The sequence below is a fragment of the Stenotrophomonas sp. Steno-C15 genome (assembly GCF_056393265.1).
Map to the genome: position 1 here is coordinate 41,968 of NZ_JBWJPF010000011.1, position 17,677 is coordinate 59,644.

Annotated in this window: 21 protein-coding genes and 1 tRNA gene; 8 read left to right on the top strand and 14 right to left on the bottom strand. The window is 63.5% G+C overall.

Annotation, left to right across the window (positions count from 1 at the left end; translation table 11 throughout):
* The first annotated feature begins 71 nt into the window (after positions 1 to 71).
* Positions 72 to 845 carry a DUF6491 family protein gene (locus tag AC06FB_RS10410; protein WP_053516738.1) on the top strand — a complete coding sequence of 258 codons (774 nt, stop codon included), beginning with the start codon at positions 72 to 74 and terminating at the stop codon, positions 843 to 845.
* Here AC06FB_RS10410 and AC06FB_RS10415 read toward each other — a convergent pair.
* The 6 genes from AC06FB_RS10415 to AC06FB_RS10440 all read right to left on the bottom strand — a co-directional run bounded on the left by AC06FB_RS10415 (position 842) and on the right by AC06FB_RS10440 (position 8,117).
* Positions 842 to 1,894 carry a linear amide C-N hydrolase gene (locus AC06FB_RS10415; RefSeq protein WP_053516740.1) on the bottom strand — a complete coding sequence of 351 codons (1,053 nt, stop codon included), beginning with the start codon at positions 1,892 to 1,894 and terminating at the stop codon, positions 842 to 844. The two genes, AC06FB_RS10410 and AC06FB_RS10415, sit on opposite strands and share 4 nt — an antisense overlap.
* 83 nt (positions 1,895 to 1,977) lie before the next feature.
* Positions 1,978 to 2,406: a BLUF domain-containing protein gene (locus AC06FB_RS10420; RefSeq protein WP_128988643.1), complete on the bottom strand. Its 429-nt coding sequence runs from the start codon at positions 2,404 to 2,406 to the stop codon at positions 1,978 to 1,980.
* Between the two features lie 89 nt (positions 2,407 to 2,495).
* Entirely contained in the window at positions 2,496 to 3,623 is a 1,128-nt protein-coding gene (locus tag AC06FB_RS10425) for a hybrid sensor histidine kinase/response regulator (RefSeq protein WP_478053653.1), read from the bottom strand.
* A complete protein-coding gene (locus tag AC06FB_RS10430; protein WP_262101314.1) occupies positions 3,620 to 4,195 on the bottom strand; it encodes a chemotaxis protein CheB in 576 nt (191 codons plus the stop codon). The genes AC06FB_RS10425 and AC06FB_RS10430 overlap by 4 nt, the downstream gene beginning before the upstream one ends.
* Positions 4,195 to 5,019, bottom strand: coding sequence for a CheR family methyltransferase (locus AC06FB_RS10435; protein WP_065175572.1), 825 nt, complete (start codon positions 5,017 to 5,019; stop codon positions 4,195 to 4,197). Before AC06FB_RS10435 ends, AC06FB_RS10430 begins: the two co-directional genes overlap by 1 nt.
* Positions 5,016 to 8,117: a response regulator gene (locus AC06FB_RS10440; RefSeq protein ID WP_065182711.1), complete on the bottom strand. Its 3,102-nt coding sequence runs from the start codon at positions 8,115 to 8,117 to the stop codon at positions 5,016 to 5,018. Before AC06FB_RS10440 ends, AC06FB_RS10435 begins: the two co-directional genes overlap by 4 nt.
* Positions 8,118 to 8,269: 152 nt before the next feature.
* On the opposite strand from AC06FB_RS10440, the gene AC06FB_RS10445 reads away from it, so the two are divergent.
* Together AC06FB_RS10445 and AC06FB_RS10450 are read left to right on the top strand one after the other, a co-directional pair.
* Positions 8,270 to 9,424 carry a two-component system sensor histidine kinase NtrB gene (locus tag AC06FB_RS10445; protein ID WP_193396309.1) on the top strand — a complete coding sequence of 385 codons (1,155 nt, stop codon included), beginning with the start codon at positions 8,270 to 8,272 and terminating at the stop codon, positions 9,422 to 9,424.
* On the top strand, positions 9,421 to 9,780 hold the full coding sequence (locus tag AC06FB_RS10450; protein ID WP_053516753.1) for a response regulator: 360 nt from the start codon (positions 9,421 to 9,423) through the stop codon (positions 9,778 to 9,780). Before AC06FB_RS10445 ends, AC06FB_RS10450 begins: the two co-directional genes overlap by 4 nt.
* A gap of 15 nt (positions 9,781 to 9,795) precedes the next feature.
* On the opposite strand, the gene AC06FB_RS10455 is transcribed toward AC06FB_RS10450, so the two are convergent.
* The 3 genes from AC06FB_RS10455 to AC06FB_RS10465 all read right to left on the bottom strand — a co-directional run bounded on the left by AC06FB_RS10455 (position 9,796) and on the right by AC06FB_RS10465 (position 11,201).
* Entirely contained in the window at positions 9,796 to 9,930 is a 135-nt protein-coding gene (locus AC06FB_RS10455; protein ID WP_262218444.1) for a hypothetical protein, read from the bottom strand.
* A 132-nt stretch (positions 9,931 to 10,062) separates the two neighbouring features.
* The gene (locus AC06FB_RS10460) at positions 10,063 to 10,245 is read right to left on the bottom strand and encodes a hypothetical protein (RefSeq protein WP_053516755.1); all 183 of its coding nucleotides are present in this window, start codon (positions 10,243 to 10,245) and stop codon (positions 10,063 to 10,065) included.
* Positions 10,246 to 11,131: 886 nt separating this feature from the next.
* A tRNA-Arg gene (locus tag AC06FB_RS10465) sits at positions 11,132 to 11,201 on the bottom strand.
* A gap of 160 nt (positions 11,202 to 11,361) precedes the next feature.
* Here AC06FB_RS10465 and AC06FB_RS10470 point away from each other — a divergent pair.
* Positions 11,362 to 12,240 carry an ATP-binding protein gene (locus AC06FB_RS10470; RefSeq protein WP_478053654.1) on the top strand — a complete coding sequence of 293 codons (879 nt, stop codon included), beginning with the start codon at positions 11,362 to 11,364 and terminating at the stop codon, positions 12,238 to 12,240.
* Position 12,241: 1 nt separating this feature from the next.
* A complete protein-coding gene (locus AC06FB_RS10475) occupies positions 12,242 to 12,559 on the top strand; it encodes an STAS-like domain-containing protein (RefSeq protein WP_478053655.1) in 318 nt (105 codons plus the stop codon).
* Here AC06FB_RS10475 and AC06FB_RS10480 read toward each other — a convergent pair.
* The gene (locus AC06FB_RS10480) at positions 12,528 to 13,088 is read right to left on the bottom strand and encodes a hypothetical protein (protein WP_478053656.1); all 561 of its coding nucleotides are present in this window, start codon (positions 13,086 to 13,088) and stop codon (positions 12,528 to 12,530) included. The genes AC06FB_RS10475 and AC06FB_RS10480 overlap by 32 nt on opposite strands.
* Before the next feature lie 345 nt (positions 13,089 to 13,433).
* Between AC06FB_RS10480 and AC06FB_RS10485 the strand changes: the two genes are divergently transcribed.
* Complete coding sequence (locus AC06FB_RS10485) at positions 13,434 to 14,078, top strand: hypothetical protein (RefSeq protein WP_478053657.1); 645 nt, start codon at positions 13,434 to 13,436, stop codon at positions 14,076 to 14,078.
* 135 nt (positions 14,079 to 14,213) lie between these two features.
* Here AC06FB_RS10485 and AC06FB_RS10490 read toward each other — a convergent pair whose 3' ends face one another.
* The 4 genes from AC06FB_RS10490 to AC06FB_RS10505 all read right to left on the bottom strand — a co-directional run bounded on the left by AC06FB_RS10490 (position 14,214) and on the right by AC06FB_RS10505 (position 16,200).
* Complete coding sequence (locus AC06FB_RS10490; RefSeq protein WP_478053658.1) at positions 14,214 to 14,849, bottom strand: hypothetical protein; 636 nt, start codon at positions 14,847 to 14,849, stop codon at positions 14,214 to 14,216.
* A 344-nt stretch (positions 14,850 to 15,193) separates the two neighbouring features.
* A complete protein-coding gene (locus AC06FB_RS10495) occupies positions 15,194 to 15,637 on the bottom strand; it encodes a BLUF domain-containing protein (protein ID WP_478053659.1) in 444 nt (147 codons plus the stop codon).
* 112 nt (positions 15,638 to 15,749) lie between these two features.
* On the bottom strand, positions 15,750 to 15,926 hold the full coding sequence (locus AC06FB_RS10500) for a hypothetical protein (protein WP_155761022.1): 177 nt from the start codon (positions 15,924 to 15,926) through the stop codon (positions 15,750 to 15,752).
* A gap of 151 nt (positions 15,927 to 16,077) precedes the next feature.
* On the bottom strand, positions 16,078 to 16,200 hold the full coding sequence (locus AC06FB_RS10505; protein ID WP_478053660.1) for a hypothetical protein: 123 nt from the start codon (positions 16,198 to 16,200) through the stop codon (positions 16,078 to 16,080).
* 79 nt (positions 16,201 to 16,279) lie between these two features.
* Between AC06FB_RS10505 and AC06FB_RS10510 the strand changes: the two genes are divergently transcribed.
* Complete coding sequence (locus AC06FB_RS10510; RefSeq protein ID WP_478053661.1) at positions 16,280 to 17,167, top strand: hypothetical protein; 888 nt, start codon at positions 16,280 to 16,282, stop codon at positions 17,165 to 17,167.
* An 8-nt stretch (positions 17,168 to 17,175) separates the two neighbouring features.
* On the top strand, positions 17,176 to 17,661 hold the full coding sequence (locus tag AC06FB_RS10515; protein WP_322522997.1) for a hypothetical protein: 486 nt from the start codon (positions 17,176 to 17,178) through the stop codon (positions 17,659 to 17,661).
* Positions 17,662 to 17,677: the final 16 nt, after the last annotated feature.

A 17,677-nucleotide genomic window follows, 5' to 3' on the forward strand; every position in this document is an offset into this window, starting at 1 on the left:
CTGCGCGCCTGACACCGGCGGTGCAATTGACTGCTATAGTCGGGCCGTCTATCCAGCAAGGAGTGCAGGTCATGGCATATCGACAGGTTTCCCTGGCTCTGGCCGCGAGCATCGGCCTGTCCCTTTCCGTCACCGCCAGCGGGCAGGAACGCCGGGCGCCGGCACCGCACTGCCTCGATGCCGTGGGCGTGCAGGAGGTGGAGCAGGCCTCGCCGCGCTCGATCGCCGTCCGTGCCGCTTCCGGCCAGGCCTACCGGATCGACTTCAGCGAAGACTGCCCGAACGTGCGTGCGGCCACCTCCCTGAAGCTGGAAGCGCCGGCAGGCTGGGCCTGCGGCCGCCCCAGCGAACGCGTTGTCGTGGACGGGCACAGCTGCGCGGTCAGCGCGGTCAGTCCAGTGCAGAACCGCGACTACGCCACTGTCGCCCGTGACAGTGACCGCCTGAGCACCGCGACCCTGCCTGCGGTGACCATCAGCGAGCGGCGCGAGCAGCGCCGCAGCTTCGGCGGATCGCCCGCCTACTGTTTCGCAACCCGCAACGTCCGTGCCTGGTCCTCCGATCAGCAGGGGCTGCTGGTGGAGACCAATCCACGCCGCAATGGCGGCCACCGCTACTACCGCGTCGAACTGGGCGGCAGTTGCCGCCAGCTGGACCGCGCGCCACAGGTCAGCTTCCAGTCCGGGCTGCAGAACGGCCTGATCTGCGGCAATCCCGGCGATCGCATCCTCAGTGCCGAGTTCGAGCCCGGCGACGAGCGCGGCCTGGGGCCGCTGCCGCTGTACACCCGCGGCAGCTGCCAGATCCAGGCGGTCTACCCGGCCGCGACCCAGGCGTCGAACTAGCTCCCGACACCGAGGAAGGTGAACGGTGCGCTGGGAACGAAATGCTCCAGCGCATCGCCGGAGAAGGTGTTGCGCTGGTCCTTGCCCAGGTCCAGCTTGAGCACCTTGCCACCGAAGTCGATCCTGTTGAGGTCCACCCAGAACGTATTCGGCGTCATCGCGGACTCGAAGAAGTACAGGCGTCGCTTGTGGTCGGCCACGGTGCGCCAGCGCGTGGACGAGATATTGGGCTCGCCCGGCGTGGTGATTCCGTACGGCACCGAGACATTGCGGATCACACTGAACACACTGGCCAGTGCCACCACGGGGTCTTCCGCCTTGGGAATCGCATTGATGTAGAACGACGCGCGTGCAAAACGGTCGGCCGATCGGTTGGTACCCGGCAGCATCACCGTGCCGCCGATCTGCTGCCAGTAGCTGTTGAGCGCAAGCTGATGCTCGAAGATGGGCGAATTCGTCATCACCTGGTAGCGGCGATCATGATGGATGACCTGACGGCCACCGATGTATTCCACGATCGCGCTGTCGCCGCTGGCATCGGACAGAGAGAGATGCAGGGTCGCCTGCCGGTCCTCGCCGGGCACCTTGTCGGTGACGATGGAGTACGGCTCGCGCTGCAGCGCCGCCACGGCCTCTGCAACCGTCGCGAAATTATCCAGCACGTACTGCGCCCACAATGAAATGGCCAGGCCGGGCTTGCTGCCGCGCTGCTGCGGATACTCCGATTCCACCAGCCATAGCAGATTGGCGACCAGCCCCTTCTCGTTCATGCCATCGGTGGTCGACACGTCGTAGCCGGTGGCCACCACGCTGCCGTACCGTGCAGTCCATGCCAACGACTTCGGCCCGGCCTCGCCGGTCCGTGCAATTCCGCGCGGCAACACGTACAGGTTGGTCGCCACATCGACCTTCCAGTCCATCGACCGCGCCGTGATCACATCGCCGTTGTCACCCAGATAGACCGCACGTGTGCAGGCCAAGGCAGGCATTGCAGCGCCTGCCAGGGCCGCGACCAGCAGCGCGGCCCCTGTGTGCTTCATCCGTACCATGTTGCCCCCTTCCATGCCCTGGAGATCCAATCTCAGCGCATGCAGGGTGAGACAGCGGTGAAGCCCGGCGCCCCTGCCGCGACTCAGCCGGCGTGGAGCGCCGGCTGCACGATGTCGGCGAGCAGGTCCACCGCCGTCGGCGCCGCGCGGTCGCCCTGCAGCGCACGGCTGAATCCGGCCCAGTCGCCCACCGTGAGTCCATGCAGCATGGACGCCTCCACCTGCAGGACACGCATCGCCCAATAGGGAAACTGGCGCTGGCCAAGCCTGCTGCGCGCCAGCTCGACGATGTCGACATGGCTGCCGGCCTGCAGGATGCGCTCATACACCGAATCAATGCCATCCGGCGGCCCTTCGATGTACTGCAGGAAGCGCCCGCCATCATGCAGCAGCACCCCGGTCACGCCAGCCAGCTTGTTGAAACGGGCGGCGTCGTCCACCAGCGCCTTCAGGCGATCTGCGGAAAGATCCGGAAGCGCCTGGCTGACGTAGGCGATGGCTCGCAATGGCATAGCGCTTCCCTGGCAAGATGTGCAGCCACGGTAGCAGTTGCGGATGAGCCCGTCATAAGCGCGCGCCCCGCTTGCTGAAGAATTCAGGTTCAGGCCATCTCTGGCCCACCGCACCGCCGTGGCAGTGCTGCCTCCAGCACGACCTGCCCTGCGTCGTTGCGCGCGGTCAATCGACCGCCGTGAGCGCGCACGAACTGATCGACGATGTACAGCCCCAGGCCGAGGCCCTTGCTCTGGTGGAAGCTGGCCTTGAAGGGTTCGAACAACCGCGGCAGCAGCGCCGCGTCGATGTGGCCGGCATTGCTGACCCGGAACACCACCCGCTGCGGGTCACGCCCGTCCAGTTCGACATGCGCTTCGCCGGCATGCGTCAGTGCGTTGCCGATCAGGTTCGATGCGACCTGCCCCAACCGGTCCATGTCACCCTGCAGGACGGTATCGCCCTGCGCCTGGAAGCGGATCCGTTCGAGTCCGTGGGCACTGCCCGCCTCCGCAATGACCGCGCGGGCCAGGGCGTCGAGGTCGCAGATCGTGGTCTGCAATCGCAGGCCGCCGCTGCGGATGCGCGAGAAGTCCAGCAGCTGCTCGACCATCCGTGCCATGCGCAGCGTGCTTGCTTCCAGGTGCTGCAATGTCTGCTGTGCAGCGGAATTGCCCGCAGGCAGTTCCAGGCTGAGCTTGTCCGCGCAGAGCAGGATGGCTGACAGCGGCGTCCGCAGGTCGTGGGTAAGCACCGCGGCCATGGTCTCGTTCAACTTCAGCGCGCGCTCCAGGGCTTCGTTGCGCACCTTCAGCAGCTGCCGCTGCTGGTACAGCTCGATGAACACATTGACCTTTCCGAGGATCACCTGCGGCGCCACCGGCTTGTGCAGGAAGTCCACCGCGCCGGTTTCGTATCCCTTGAACGCGCGCACCGGATCATCCGGCGACGCGGTGAGGAAGATGATCGGCACGTCGCGGCTGCGCAGCGAGCCCCGCATCAGTTCCGCCAGCGTGAAGCCATCGATCTCGGGCATGTGCACATCCAGCAGCGCCAGCGCCACCTCGTGCTCGAGCAGCAGTTCGAGCGCCTGGGCGCCGGAGCTGGCCAGCAGCAGGTTGACGCCCTCGCGCTGCAGCAGTGCCTGCATCGCCACCAGGTTCTGTGCAACGTCATCGACGATCAACAGGTTGACCGGGGCCTGGGACTGCGCAGGGTCCGGTGGCAACAGGTTCATGAAAACAACTCCTTCAAGCGGCGACACATCAGTTCAAGGGGCAGCACCGCATCGGCGCCGGCATGCTGCAGGGCCGAGGCCGGCATCATCGAAGCTTCGGCCTCTTCGGGGCATTGCAGCCAGGCGCGACCTCCCGCCTCGCGCACTGCCGCCACGCCTTCGGAGCCGTCACTGCTGGCGCCGGTCAGCAGCAGTGCCAGCACGCGCGGACCAAACACCGCCGCGGCCGATTCAAACAGGGGGTCGATGGCCGGACGCGAATACAGCACAGGGGGATCGATCGACAGGGCAACCGAGGACCGGTCTTCCACCAGCAGGTGATAGTCCGGCGGCGCAAACGTCACCGTACCGCGCTCTATCGGCTGCTTGTCCTCCGCCTCGCGCACCGGCACCGCGCAATGCGGCGCCAGCACCTCGACGATGCGGCTGTTGCGGTCACGGGGCACATGCAGAACCACCAGCACCGGCACCGACAGGCCCGCCGGCAGCGCCTGCACGATGGCCTGCAGGGCAGCGACCCCGCCAGCGGATGCACCGACCACCATCACTTCCGGCAGACCGGAGTCATTCATCAGGCGACCTTCCGGTACAGCCGATGTTCGCGCGAACACACATCGAACGCGTCGTGATGGCAACCGAACTGCAGCGACTCCTTGCTGCCCAGGCCGAGGAAGCCACGGTGCACGAGCGCCTCCCGGAACAGGCCCACGGCCCGGTCCTGCAGATCCCGGTTGAAATAGATCAGTACATTCCGGCACGACACCAGGTGCACTTCGGAGAACACCGTATCCGTCGCCAGGCTGTGGTCGGCGAACATGATGTTGCGTCGCAGGTGACGGTCGAACACAGCCCCGTCATATGCCGTCGAATAGTAGTCCGACAACGACGCCCTGCCCCCCGCCGCCAGATAATTGCGGCTGAACTGCGCCAGGCGGTCGATCGGGTATGCGCCGGCCTCGGCGGTGACCAGGGCGCCGGGATTGATATCGGTGGCATAGACGATGCTCCGCTCCAGCAGCCCTTCTTCGTGCAGCAGCACCGCCAACGACCACACCTCCTCGCCCGTGCTGCAGCCCGCAACCCACAGCTTCACCGAAGGATAGGTGCGCAGTACCGGCACCACCTGCTCGCGCAGGGTGCGGAAATATGCCGGGTCCCGGAACATTTCCGAGACCTGCACGGTGAAGAACTGCATCGCCTGAGTGAAAAGCTCCGGCTCGTGGAGCAGGCGATGCTGCAGGTCCGACAGCTTCTCGCACTCGTAGCGCTGCATGGCCTGGCGCATGCGCCGTCGCAGCGACGACACCGCGTAACTGCGGAAATCGTAGTGGTAGCGCTGGTAGATCGCCTCCAGCAGCACCTTCAGCTCCAGGTCGAACAAGGCCTGCTCGTTCATTGACGCGAGCACCACACCCGGCACAGCGAAACCAGCTTGTCGACATCGATCGGCTTGGCGATGTAGTCGTTGGCACCGGCCTGCAGGCAACGCTCACGGTCATCGGGCATGGCCTTCGCGGTCAACGCGATGATCGGGAGATCCTGCAGGTGACGCTGCGCACGGATCTCGCGCATCGCCGTCAGACCATCCTTCTCCGGCATCATGATGTCCATCAGCACCAGGTCCACTTCGCGCTGCGCCAGCCGATCGACCGCCTCCTGGCCGTTGCGCGCGATCTCCAGGTTGACACCCAGCGGCTCGAGCACGCTCGACAGCGCGAAGATGTTGCGCACATCATCCTCGGCCAGCAGTACGGTGCGCCCATCAAGGATGGTGTCGCGCCTGCGCGCCTCGCGCAGCAGGCGCTGCTGATCGGTGGGCAGGCTCGCTTCCACGCTGTGCAGGAACAGGGTGACCTCGTCCAGCAGGCGCTCGGGAGAGCGGGCACCCTTGATGATGATGCTCTTGGAATAACGGCGCAGCCGCTGCTCTTCCTCGCGGCTGAGCGCACGTCCGGTGTAGACGATCACCGGCGGGAAGCCGACGTCATCATTGCCGGCCATGTGTTCAAGCAGGTCGTAACCGCTGCCGTCCGGCAGGGAAAGATCCATCACCATGCAATCGAACGTGACACTGCTGAGCTGCTCCAGCGCTGCGGCCAGTGTGCCGACGGCGACGATCTGCAGTTGATCACGCCCCAGCAGCAGCTCCAGGTTGCGCCTCAGCTCGCTGTCATCCTCGACGATCAGCAGGCGCCTGACATCGCGTTGGCTGGTCTGCTCGAGCTGCTCGATGGCCGCCGCCAGCCGCTCGCGCGTGGTCGGCTTGATCGCATAGCCGATCGCGCCAAGCTCACGGGCCACCTGGCTGCGGTCCATCGCCGAGACCACGTGCACGGGGATGTGCCGCGTGTCCGGGTTGCGCTTCAGACGCTCCAGCACGCTCAGACCTGACACGTCGGGCAGGCCGATGTCGAGCAGGATGCCGTTCGGCCGTAGTTCGGCAGCCAGCGCCAGCGCTTCCTCTGCCGTGCCGGCAACCACGCAGTCGAAGTCCAGTTCATGCGCCAGCACCACCAGCGCTTCGGCGAATGCCACGTCGTCCTCCACCGCCAGGATCAGGCGTCCCATGCGCTGCCGCCGGCCACGATCATCTGGAACGTGTGTGGCAGCTGCGGGCGGGGGCGCAGGTGCAGCCGGCGCCATCTGAGCAACCACTGGACGCGCTGCTGGAGTCGCCACGCGCGCGGGCTCCGCTCCCGGCTCCGGCGCGGACACGGGGGCGCCCTGCAGTGGAAGCTCCAGCACGAAACAGCTGCCACGCCCCGGTTCGCTGTCCACCTGGATTTCGCCGCCCATGCGGGCAGCCAGGTCGCGCGAGATCGATAGGCCCAACCCGGTGCCGCCATAGCGCCGGCGGGTGCTGCCATCAGCCTGGCGGAAAGCCTCGAAGATCACCTGCAACTGCTCGCGCGCGATGCCGATGCCCGTATCACAGACCTCGAAGCGGATGCGGCCACTGCCGCCGGGACGCACGTGCAGGCTGACCTTGCCGTGCTCGGTGAACTTCAGTGCATTGGCCAGAAGGTTCTTCAGAATCTGCTGCAGGCGCTGGCTGTCCACCACCAGCTGACCCGGCGCCAGCGCATCGGCGCTGATCTCCAGGGCAAGCCCCTTCTGCCGCGCGATCGGATCGAAGGTCTCGCGCAGCCGCTGCAGCGCGCTGTCGACCGCGACCACTTCATCGCTCAGTTCGACATGCCCGGCTTCGATGCGCGACAGGTCGAGAATGTCATTGATCAGCGCCAGCAGATCGTTGTTCGACGACAGGATTGCCCGTGCGTACTTCACCTGCTCTTCGGTGAGCGTACCATCCTTGTTGTCGGCCAGCAGCTTGGCCAGGATCAACGAGCTGTTCAGCGGCGTACGCAGCTCGTGCGACATGTTGGCCAGGAACTCGGACTTGTAGCGCGACGTCGCCGCCAGCTCGTTGCTGTTGCGCACCAGCTGGCTCTGCGCAACCAGCAGGGCCTGCTTCTGCGCCTCCAGCTCGTGCGTGCGCTCCTCAAGCTGTACGTTGCTCTGCTCCAGTTCGGCCTGCTGCTGTTCCAGATGGGTCTGCGACTGCAGCAGGCTGCGGCTCTGCTCTTCCAGCTCCTCGTTGGCCACGCGCAGTTCTTCCTGCTGGGCCTGCAGCTCCTCTCCCTGGCGCTGCGACTCCTCCAGCAGCACGACCAGCTGCGCGCGCAGCAGCGACGCCCGCAGGGCCATGCCGATGGTGTCGCCACAGCGCTCCAGCAGTTCGCGGTCCAGATCACGCTGTTCGCCGACGCTGGATCGACCCAGCTCGACGATGCCGACCACGGCACCGTCACTGGTGATCGGTGCAAGGATCCGCTCACGCACCGGAACCCGCCCCAGGCTGCTCTGGAGTTCAAGTACCGAGGCCTCATCGCCCTGCAGGTGGCGGGTGCGCAGGTCGCGCGCGACCTGTCCGGCCAGCCCCTCCTGCAGCGCCAGCGACGCCGGCATGCCGGCCGGCAACGCCAGTCCGCCCGTCAATTGCAGGCGGCCGCCCTCAAGCCGGTACACGGCGCCGACATCGGCCTGCAGCTGCGAGGCCAGGCTGGTCGCCGCCGCCTCGGCGATCTGCTCCGGCCCCAGGTCTCCCCGCAGGCTCATGGCCACCGCGTTCTCCGCCTCCTGCAGCCACAGGGCGCGCATGGCCTGCCGGCGCGCCTGGATGGCGCGGGACACGATCAGCGCGATCATCAGGAAGGCCGCACCGCCGATGGTGCGGTTGACCAGCGAGAACGCCGAATTCGTGCTTGCCGGGGCGATGTGATAGCCCACCATCAGCAGCGCGCAGGCCAGCACCGCGACCACGAACGGTGCGCGTGCACTCCGCTGGAACACCGTCACGCCAACGGCCAGGAAGTAGGCCAGCCACACCGCATAACCCAGAGGCACGACAAGTTCCAGTGCGATGGTTGCGGCCAGCAATGCGGCAGCAGTCATCCATATCCAGCGGTCGCGCGAGGTTGCACCGGGACGCATACGGGGCGATTCCAGAAGGTAAAGAAGTGCGTGATGGTACCCCGTGTCGTATTCAGCCGCATACGACCAATGGCACGGGCAATCCCTGCACACATCCTTCACACTGCAGTGCCTAGCTTTCCGGCCCTCACAGGGGTAATGCTCATTTCCACGTGGACGCACCCGCTTCTACGAGGTCCGCTCTGACGGACACTTCCCAACAGCTGCGCCTGCTGATAGACAGCGTGCGGGACCATGCGCTGTATCTGCTCGATCCCGAGGGCATCGTCTGCAGCTGGAACCCCGGGGCCGAACGCATCAAGGGGTATGCAGCCGACGAAGTCATCGGGACCCACTTCGGACGCTTCTACCTGCCAGCAGACCGCGACGCCGGCGAGCCGCAGCGACTGCTCCGGCTGGCCGCGCAGCAGGGTCATTGCTCCGCCGAAGGCTGGCGCGTCCGTCGCGACGGCGCCTCGTTCCGCGCCAGCATCGTGATCGAGCCGGTGCTGGAGAACGGCGAACTGCTCGGCTACGTCAAGATTACCCGCGACATCACCGAACAATGGCAGGCGCAGCGCCTGCTGCGTGACGCACAGCGTGCACTCCGGCAGACCCAGCAGTTCGAGACGGTCGGCCGGCTGAGTCGTGGGCTCTCGCATGAATTCAATAATCTGTTGACCACCATCGGCAACGCACTGGATCTGCTGGCGCTGCGCGTGGGCAGTGATCCGCGGGCCCACGAACTGCTATCCACTGCACAGACGGCGACCGACCGCGGCGCATTGTTGACCCGCCAGTTGCTTGCCTTCAGCACCGGGCAGACCCTGATCCGTGAACCGGTGGACGTCAACGAACTGATCGTCGAGTCCTTGCCGGGCCTGCGGCGCGCGCATGCCTCGGGTACACTGCTGGGCACGGAACTGGCTCACGATCTGCCGCCGGTCTGCACCGACGCGCTGCAGCTGCAGACCGCCCTGGCAAACCTGGTCGCGAACGCTGTCGAAGCCACGGCCGATGGCGGCCACGTGCTGATCGCCACCGCACTGGAGCATCGCCTTGATCCGGATGGAGAGGCTGGCCAGCAGCGCCGATACGTGACGGTGAGCGTGCGTGACCAGGGGCGTGGCATGCCCGTCGATGTGGCGGAACGCGCGACAGAGCCTTTCTTCACCACCAAGGACATCGGCAAAGGCAGCGGACTGGGCCTGAGCCAGGTGTTCGGATTCACCACCCAGAGCGGCGGCTTCGTCGATGTCTCCACCACGCCAGGCGTCGGCACCACAGTCAGCCTGCTGTTACCCGCACTAGAGGAACCCGCCCCATGACCGATGATCCGATCCGCGTGCTGATGGTGGAGGACCAGACCGACCTGCGCGAAATGATAGGGCTGGCCCTGCGCGATTTCGGCATCGACGTGGCGACCACGGCCGACGGTCATGAAGCAGTGGCCCTGCTGCGCGGCGATACCCGCTTCGACGTGGTGTTCAGCGACGTCAGCATGCCCAATGGCATGTCCGGCATTGAACTGAGCGAACACGTCGCGCGCGACCAGCCGCACGCCCGCATGATCCTCTCCTCCGGCTATGCGCGTTCGCAGCTGCCTCCCCTGCCCGAACAGGTCGAGTTCCTGCCCAAACCCTATCGGCTGCGGCAACTGGTGGAGCTGCTCAGGCAGGACTGAGCCTCGCCAAGTGCGTCAGGGGAGTTTTTCCCTGTCCGCACGCCTGCTGCGGCCCCTGCGCCGACGGTGAAGCCGGCTGCAGATTTCAAGAATTCCGAGCACGCAGGCGAACACCGCGGCCACTTTGCCAAGGGCGATCAGCAGGTGCATGGCGACTCCCGTCTGGACCGAAGGCGTGCAGGTGGCCGGGTACCCCTCCCGGCATTGGGGGCCACTGTAGGCCCGGCAAACCCATGCAGCCCGCAGACTGCTATGCGTTTCCGGCAAGAATCACCCGCGGACTCAGTCATCCAGAGAGTCGGCCTCGCCCGGTTTCCGGCTGATCCGTGATCTTCGCCAGCCGCCGTGGGAACGGAAGTAGCCGGTATCCCCGCTCACGGTATAGCGCAGCGCTGCCCACGCGGCGGCGACCAGGGAGGCCTGCCAGCCCCGCGCCTTGCGGAAGGCGTACTGGAAACGCCCCATCACCCGGCCGCCGGGGGGATGATCGGGAAGGCGGGGCGGCGTGCGCGTCCAGGGAAGACGGCATCGCCCACCCGGCAGCACAGGGGGACGGCGCCCGGTCCGACGCCAACGGACGTCACGGCATTGCGATTCATTCGGATCCTGCTGGTCATGGGGGAAGCGCTGCGCACGGCAGGTTCAAGGCCTGCTACGAGTCCCCCTGCCGACCCGTCACGCTGCAGTGAAACTGGGCGCTGAGCAGTTAGCCTTGTGTGAAAACGGCTTGCTTACCTGACTGGATGTTCAGGCTCCCCGCCCCTCTCGCGAACCCTCGGCCCTCACCAGAACGAAGTAAGGGCTGTCAAGAACGAGAGTCCTAACAGTTCATGCTGTATGGTCACTGCATTCGGCTTCTCTTCGGCGCGAAATTCCTCGCCTCCGTGTCCAGCCCCTGACCGGCAAGACACATGACCACTCCTGTTGCATTCCGGATCCTGCGGATCCGCCCTTTGCTGCGCTTGGATGCCACCATCGAACGGCTGGATTCCGTGCAGGCCAAGTGCAAGTCATGTGGGGACGAATCACGGATGTCGCATGGGTGCGGGCTCACCGATGTGCACGGGGGTGTGCAACTGAGGTGTCCCGCCTGCGGCTCGATCGATGTCTTGACGGCGGCGGATGCCTGGGGCCACTGGGTGCAGCAGATCAGGCACGATCGAATACTCGCACTCGCTGGCCTGTTGCCAGAGGACCTGGATCGCCCCTAGGTGGGCCTGGCGGAAGGCAGGCAAGGCCGCCGCACGCCCTTTTCCAACGCACTGTGGCGGGTGGCAAGCACGCCGCAGCGACGACAGCACGCCGCAAGCAGAAGCGGCACCCGCCTGATCATCTGCGGGCAATTGACCGATGGTGACCCCGGCCCGATTCGAACGGGCGACCTTCCCCTTAGGAGGGGGGCGACACGACTATGCCACGCCCGCGTCTCAGCTGATGGTGTGCCATTGCTGTGCCAAAAATGGAAAAATCATTACAATGAACGCGTTAAGAAAGGGCGATGCAACTCGCACGGCGTTGGACAGATTGCTGCCCCACCTATTCGCACCCTAAGATTGGTGCTTTAGCAAACGGAATTGCATCATGGCGCGCGAAACACGAGTTGCCGACCTGGTGAACTGGAATGGAAAGCTGCACGACCTCCGCGACGCCCAGAGGTGTCGTGCCCCCAAGTTTTTGCTCCCTTTCCATTTCGTAACGATGGCCTTGCTCCTCAAGGAGGAAGGCGCGGGAGCGGTCACAATTTCGCCTCATATGGAGGAGTACGCTGCCCGCCTGAAGCTTTGGGAAGCGATCGGGTTGGTCAGCCCGCCAGTTACGTCTCAGCCAGAGACGAGCAGCCGCTACCACGAAATCACTCCGCTAACAGATGAGCAGGCAGTTCAGACCTCTGCAACCGCCCTTGCCGACATGTTGACGGGGGACGGAAAGCATGGTACGAAAGCGCAGCGCGAGGACATCTCGATCATGATCTCTGAGCTCCTGGGCAACTGCTATCACCATGCCCGTGCGCACGACGGGTTTCACGGCCTAGCTTGCGCTCAGACTTGGTACAACGACACTCGTGCTCAGTTCGCCATTGCGGACACGGGGATTGGGATTAGGCAAAGCCTGAATGAGAGCCCAGATCTTCGTCCTCAGCTTAGAAAAAGGAACGCTTGCGAGTATGCTTGTGAGCTAGGAGTTTCAAGCAAACTCGGCCGCGGTCACGCTGGCTACGGGCTGGCTATCGCTCGTGACATTGCCATGCAGACGCCCAATTCACTCCTGTATGTTCAGTCTCTCAACGAGGTCTACTATGTTGAGAACCAGAAGGAGGCCGAGATTGATAGCTTGGAGCATGCGCTTGACGGGACACTTATCGTTTTTGAGTGGGACCTCAAGCGCCCCCTAGATTTGGCAAAAGTGTACGCTAGCTGGCCGGGTAACGACGATGACGACGATACCGAAGGATTCTTCTGAAATGTTTGCGGTAGGTGAGCTGTTCTCGAGCACTGCAACCAGACCGAATGGACTGGCGGCGCGGCAACGTCTCCGAGACGCGCTGAGATCTAGCCCAGTTGTGACCGTGGATCTGCAAGGTGTCGCCCTTACACCGTCCTTCGCAGATGAGTTCTTAGGGGTTCTTCTCGTCGAACTTGGAGAGGGCAACTTTAGGCGGACCGTCAAGATTGTAAACGTCGAAGGCTCGTCTCGGAACCTGCTGCGGCACGTTCTGGCCTCACGAGCCGCGTACCCTTACGTGGATGTCAGCGCCCACAACAGACTTCACTCTCGGTAAGCGAGGAATCAACTTCGCTGGCGCACGAGTGAACTGATCTGCCACGGCCGATAGCTTGCGCGCAGCCTATTCCTGGCCTGGATCCGGGCTGGTTCATAGGCGTTATTCCTGTCTGCGCCAGCGCCGCCATCACCCGGGCGGACGCGGCAGCAGTCGCCTCGTCCAGCCGCTGGGCCTGCTGCTGCTGTTCGCGGGTCGGCGGCAGGCCAGGCAGCGGACGCGCCGGTTTGATGGGTGTGTTGTCGGTCAGGCGAACGACCGCCTCTCGCAGCGGCAAGCCCGGAAACAGCCTGGCGGCGCACCAGCGCTCGGCGAAGCGCTTGCCCTGCCGGATGCTGGCAACCGGTGCGTTCTTGGTCTGCCACATCTTCAGGGCGTTCATGTGCAGGCGGTAGCCACCATCCCGGGTCGGGGTGACGCTGGCCACCTCGCGCCCGTTCCACCACAGCGCCCAGCGCTCACCCATCTGCACCCAACCCGAAGGGATGGGGGCTGTGCGGAAGCCTTGATAGCCGAGCGAGGGAAGCATGGCCGGATGAATACGACCGGCCGTCGCAGATCCTGCGAACGCGGCAGGCACCTGCCTGAACCATTGAACTGCGGACAGTCGAGTCGACTCGAGCCTGCTCGACTTTGTGCCGGCGCGGCGCTGCTCAGGCGCCACCCGGGCTGAGCGGCCTGTGGCCCCGGATCCGGCAAGGTCAGGATGGCCGCCCTGCCCCGCTGACGCCATCGGGCAGCCCCGTCTGGGTACGCCAGGGTGTCTCCGACCTCAAGCCCACGGTGGCTAGTGCCTAAGGCCTTCTAGAGATGCTTGCCCGCTAGAATTGCCGCGGTTATAAGGGCGGCAAAGACCAAATCGAACAAAAGCCTCATGGAACAATCGGCCCAAACGTGGAAGTTCATTCAGGCCATAACGCCAGCGCTAATCGGCTTTGCGGGCGTTTGCGTCGGCGCAGGCATCACTGTACTGCGAGAGTACTTCACGGGTAGGCGCAGAAGCAAAAGCGACGGCGCATATCTGGCAGCAATTGTTGGAGGGGCATTGGACACCCTTATTTCCGGGTGCAGCGACGTGGTGGGTGATAGTGGCCAAGTAGACATTGAAGGATACAGTCATCCAAGAACCACGCTCCCCCAGTTCGACCCTCTAAAACTAGACGTCGAATGGCGGACCATTCCGCCAGATCTCTTGTTTGACATTCAAGATTTGCCCTACCAGCTTCTTTTCGCCGAAGGGGCTATCAATGTCGCAAGTGAGTACGAGGCAACGCCCCCAGACTATGAGGAGTTCTTTGAGGAGCGACAATACCAGTTCGCCCGCATAGGGCTTCACTGCATTGATATTGCCGATCGTCTACGCGCGCATGCAAAGTTGACAGCTAGATCGAAGGCCCCTCGTTGGGACCCGAAAGAGTACTTCCAGCAAAAGATCGAAAAAATCGAAGCCCGGCGTGCCAAGCCTCAATCCTTTCCCGATTTCACAATCACGGCGAATGAGCCAACTCCGGGCCACTGAATCCACCTGTGCCGCATCATCCCCACCAGACTACGTACCAAACTCCGGCAATGTAGGCCTGACGGGTCAGGCTGTCGCTACACGCCCCTGGTACAGCCGGTCGGGCCACCCTCCGGCCATGTGCGGCCAAATCGTCTAGCCCGCTGCGTCTGAGCCTCCGATCGGCCCGAGGTCCTTCACTACCGCCTGGCCCTTCTGCAGGAATCCGAGTAAGAGCCGACCACCGGCCACCCGCCGCCCTTCAACTGCGTTGAGGTAGCTCGCCTGTAGACGGCCGGCGGCCAAGATCTCTGCTTGAGCCATGCTCGGGGTCAGGCCCCTGAGTGGCTCACCCGGTGACGCCAGTTGACCAGCGATCGGCTGCACTGTCGCCGGTCGACCGTCGGCATTCTTCAGGTACGCCGCCGCCACCATCCGGCTTTGCTGTGGCGACCACCCACCCAAGACGATCTCCGTCCCCAGCCGCTCAATAGGGAGACCGGCCTCTGCCACGGCTTCTTCGTACTTGGGCCACAGCTGGTCGATGACCGAGCCGAGCTCAGTGCTCAGCTTTTCCAGCGTGAACTCCGCCCGGAAGCTCGCCTGCAGAGCCAGCTCGTAGATCCGGAGAAAGAACTGGGTAGATCCCCTCGCCGCCAGCAGGAGGTTGTGCTGGGGGATCAAAAGCAACTTGGCGCCCGCCGAGTGGGCGCCGGTCAGCGCATCCTCGGCGAGCGTATCGACTGCAATAACAAGCTGGTCACGACTGAGCAAAACATTGAGGATGCTCATAGGGCGACTCCATAGGTCGCCGCGAACTATGCCCGCCCCGGCTGCCGCAGTCCATAGGGACCATCATGACGACACCGACCGAAGAGATCCTAGAACGCCTTGGCGCCTGCGAAGCTGGCCTGGAGGCACATCGTGGTTACCTCAAGGCAATGGAATACGCTATCAGGGTGTCTGTGCTCACACACCCGGAACCAGAACGTCTCGCGGCTGCCTGGACAACGCTGTTGCCCGGTATCACGGCCGCACATCAGCACCACGGCGGCCCCCTGTTCTCCGCCGCGTTTCAGCAGTCTCTGATAGTGCTAACAGAACAGATTGCAGGCGGATAGACTCCGCCTTGATAGCTATGCAGCGACCGCGTAGGGCTCGACAAGGCGGACGAGCATATCCATTGCGGGTGCGCTGTCCTCTGCACCGCGCTGGCTAAAACCGGTCCAATCGGCACGGACCATACCGCGCAGCTCTGCCGGCTCAACAGGTAGCCAGCGCATCGGCCAGAACGGAAGCCGTCGCTGACCAACTCGACCTCGCTGTAACTCCACAATACCGTGGTGGCTGGTTGCGCCTAGAACCCTGGAGTAAGCGACCGATAGACCGTCCTCCGGTCCTTCTAGATACTGCATGAAGCGTTCGCCGTCGAAGAGGAGAACCCCCGTGACTCCTGCGTCACGGTTAAACCGGGCTGCGTCGTCCACCACTTCGTCCAGCTTTCCGTTGGACAAGCCGAGCTTGTCACTAGCGAGCACGTCGCTCGCTTCACTTACATATACGACCGCCCGAATGGGCATGCGCACCTCCTTAGTGAGGAACAACCCTATCAGGCGCAAGGGAACGTCTACGTGAGATAAACGCGATCTGCGCAACGATTCAGTAACGCGTGATACTGAACGGCGATGCTCATCACATAATGAAGGCAACAATCAGGGCAGCATCGGCAAAAATGCTCGGTACACCGCAATGCCCGATACAGGACTTTTCTACATTCTCGCCCTTGATGCAACACGAAATCGCGATGGCAACCTTGACCGCGTAAATGCCATCAGCGTCCGCTGCAACCACTGCAAGCACATCACCCATTCGAAGGTGCCGGAGCTGGAGACAATTCCCGGCGGCACCTTGCTCGCATGCGCGGGATGCGGCGAGCGCCAAGCCGTCAGCAATGCCCGGCTAGTGGAATGTGACCACATCTTGGGTGCTGGGGGTCCATCCCCCAAGGCCGCATGACCTGTCACGCCGCCAGCCGAGGGCCTTTGAGCGAGGGACGCTCGTCGTCAAGGATCCAGCGCAGCGCTAGGCCGGCCTTGTCCGGACTAGACCAGCCGTCGATGTGGTTGGGCTTGAAGTTGACCATGTATTAGATCCGCGATATGACTATATCGCGCGGACATCTGAATACGCTGGTGTCCATGGATGTGTAGGGGCTCGGGGACATGGGAAAGAATGGAAAGATCCTCGTTACGGCGATAGCCGCCGTGGCGATTGGTGGGTATGCCTTGTGGGTCGCTGGCACACGTCACCCCACAACCACCGGCACGGCAGATGGACCCGCGCTGACGACGAAGAAGCAGGCACCTGCGGAAGCATCGCCATCATCGAACGATAGATCGATCAGTGCTGCATCGGTCTCCGCTGCATTCGCGTTCTCCGAACTAAAAGCAAGGGCCCAAGGTGGAGATCCGGTTGCACAACGCCAATTGGCTGAGACGTACGACCGATGCTTCATGCCCAATATCGCGCCTGAAAACTATCTTCCAGAGTACGAATTGCGGGCAAAGTATCTAGCAGATCCACAACAAGCTGCGTCAATGCTCCGGACCGCGCGAGCAAGAGCCGACATGTGCTCGATGGTCGATGGCGGTGCAATCGTTCCCACGGAAGCCATCAAATCCTGGCTGGAGTCTGCAGCGGCCAAGGGCGATCTTGCAGCGCAAAGCATCGTGTACACGATCAGCGGCAAGAAGCCAGACGCAGCGACCTATACGCAGTTGATGGACAAGATTGTGGCATCGCGGGATCCGGCTGCAGTATTCCAGCTCGGCGAACTCGTCGGAAATCCCGGGGATGTGAACGCGACGGGCAAGTTTGCTGACATTTCTTCGGATCCAATTTCAGCCTACGCATGGCAGATAGTCGGCTGCCGCATGGGATATGACTGCGGAGCATCCTCCCCACAGATGGACACCATGTGCCTGGTGATGAACCGGTGCGCCGGAGAAACATACGAAGAGTTCGTTCGGTCCAGCCTCGTACCAGCTAGTGACGTTGGTGTGCTGGATCGAAAGATCGGAGAAGTATCGAGACTGCTCAAAGCCCAATAGGAGAGTTCATGAAAAAGGATCGAAAGCTGCGCGCGCGGATCGTTGCAGTACTAGCAAGCAGTATCGCCGTTATCGCTCTCGCTGGAACCATCTCGATTGACGCGAGCAAGCTTCCCTATTCGGAAGTTCCTTCTGCAAAGGATATCGGCGTCTTTTCAGAGTTCGAGCTTAGAACCGCCGCTCTCTTTGGCCTTTGGGGAGCGTATACCTCTCGTCATGGCCTTGCTTCAGCCCCTAAGGGCACCATCATGCAGGTCAAGTACGGCGACGGGACCAAAGAGAAAGCTCTGGTTTCCTGCACCAACATGACGGTCTGTATGACGCCGATCATCGGAACGCAAGAGGCTGCCGAGGGCAGCGGAGGCGATGATGGCAGCGGCGGCGGCGGCGCCGCGGGCGGCAACGTGGGAATTGATCCTCCCAGAAACAACTGGGGAACCGAGCCTCCCATTTGCTCCGGGCCGTGTAGCGGCACCGTTACTGTTGGCGGCTAACCGACCGCAACAGCCG

What these genes read in the sequence shown, in the direction of transcription:
- AC06FB_RS10470 (WP_478053654.1), top strand. Translation starts at nt 11,362, where the DNA reads ATGGCGCGCGAAACACGAGTTGCCGACCTGGTGAACTGGAATGGAAAG.
- AC06FB_RS10475 (WP_478053655.1), top strand. Translation starts at nt 12,242, where the DNA reads ATGTTTGCGGTAGGTGAGCTGTTCTCGAGCACTGCAACCAGACCGAAT.
- AC06FB_RS10440 (WP_065182711.1), bottom strand. Translation starts at nt 8,117, where the DNA reads ATGCGTCCCGGTGCAACCTCGCGCGACCGCTGGATATGGATGACTGCT.
- AC06FB_RS10410 (WP_053516738.1), top strand. Translation starts at nt 72, where the DNA reads ATGGCATATCGACAGGTTTCCCTGGCTCTGGCCGCGAGCATCGGCCTG.
- AC06FB_RS10455 (WP_262218444.1), bottom strand. Translation starts at nt 9,930, where the DNA reads ATGCACCTGCTGATCGCCCTTGGCAAAGTGGCCGCGGTGTTCGCCTGC.
- AC06FB_RS10430 (WP_262101314.1), bottom strand. Translation starts at nt 4,195, where the DNA reads ATGAATGACTCCGGTCTGCCGGAAGTGATGGTGGTCGGTGCATCCGCT.
- AC06FB_RS10450 (WP_053516753.1), top strand. Translation starts at nt 9,421, where the DNA reads ATGACCGATGATCCGATCCGCGTGCTGATGGTGGAGGACCAGACCGAC.
- AC06FB_RS10515 (WP_322522997.1), top strand. Translation starts at nt 17,176, where the DNA reads ATGAAAAAGGATCGAAAGCTGCGCGCGCGGATCGTTGCAGTACTAGCA.
- AC06FB_RS10435 (WP_065175572.1), bottom strand. Translation starts at nt 5,019, where the DNA reads ATGAACGAGCAGGCCTTGTTCGACCTGGAGCTGAAGGTGCTGCTGGAG.
- AC06FB_RS10420 (WP_128988643.1), bottom strand. Translation starts at nt 2,406, where the DNA reads ATGCCATTGCGAGCCATCGCCTACGTCAGCCAGGCGCTTCCGGATCTT.
- AC06FB_RS10500 (WP_155761022.1), bottom strand. Translation starts at nt 15,926, where the DNA reads ATGGGTGATGTGCTTGCAGTGGTTGCAGCGGACGCTGATGGCATTTAC.
- AC06FB_RS10480 (WP_478053656.1), bottom strand. Translation starts at nt 13,088, where the DNA reads ATGCTTCCCTCGCTCGGCTATCAAGGCTTCCGCACAGCCCCCATCCCT.
- AC06FB_RS10490 (WP_478053658.1), bottom strand. Translation starts at nt 14,849, where the DNA reads ATGAGCATCCTCAATGTTTTGCTCAGTCGTGACCAGCTTGTTATTGCA.
- AC06FB_RS10510 (WP_478053661.1), top strand. Translation starts at nt 16,280, where the DNA reads ATGGGAAAGAATGGAAAGATCCTCGTTACGGCGATAGCCGCCGTGGCG.
- AC06FB_RS10495 (WP_478053659.1), bottom strand. Translation starts at nt 15,637, where the DNA reads ATGCCCATTCGGGCGGTCGTATATGTAAGTGAAGCGAGCGACGTGCTC.
- AC06FB_RS10425 (WP_478053653.1), bottom strand. Translation starts at nt 3,623, where the DNA reads ATGAACCTGTTGCCACCGGACCCTGCGCAGTCCCAGGCCCCGGTCAAC.
- AC06FB_RS10505 (WP_478053660.1), bottom strand. Translation starts at nt 16,200, where the DNA reads ATGGTCAACTTCAAGCCCAACCACATCGACGGCTGGTCTAGTCCGGAC.
- AC06FB_RS10460 (WP_053516755.1), bottom strand. Translation starts at nt 10,245, where the DNA reads ATGGGGCGTTTCCAGTACGCCTTCCGCAAGGCGCGGGGCTGGCAGGCC.
- AC06FB_RS10415 (WP_053516740.1), bottom strand. Translation starts at nt 1,894, where the DNA reads ATGGTACGGATGAAGCACACAGGGGCCGCGCTGCTGGTCGCGGCCCTG.
- AC06FB_RS10485 (WP_478053657.1), top strand. Translation starts at nt 13,434, where the DNA reads ATGGAACAATCGGCCCAAACGTGGAAGTTCATTCAGGCCATAACGCCA.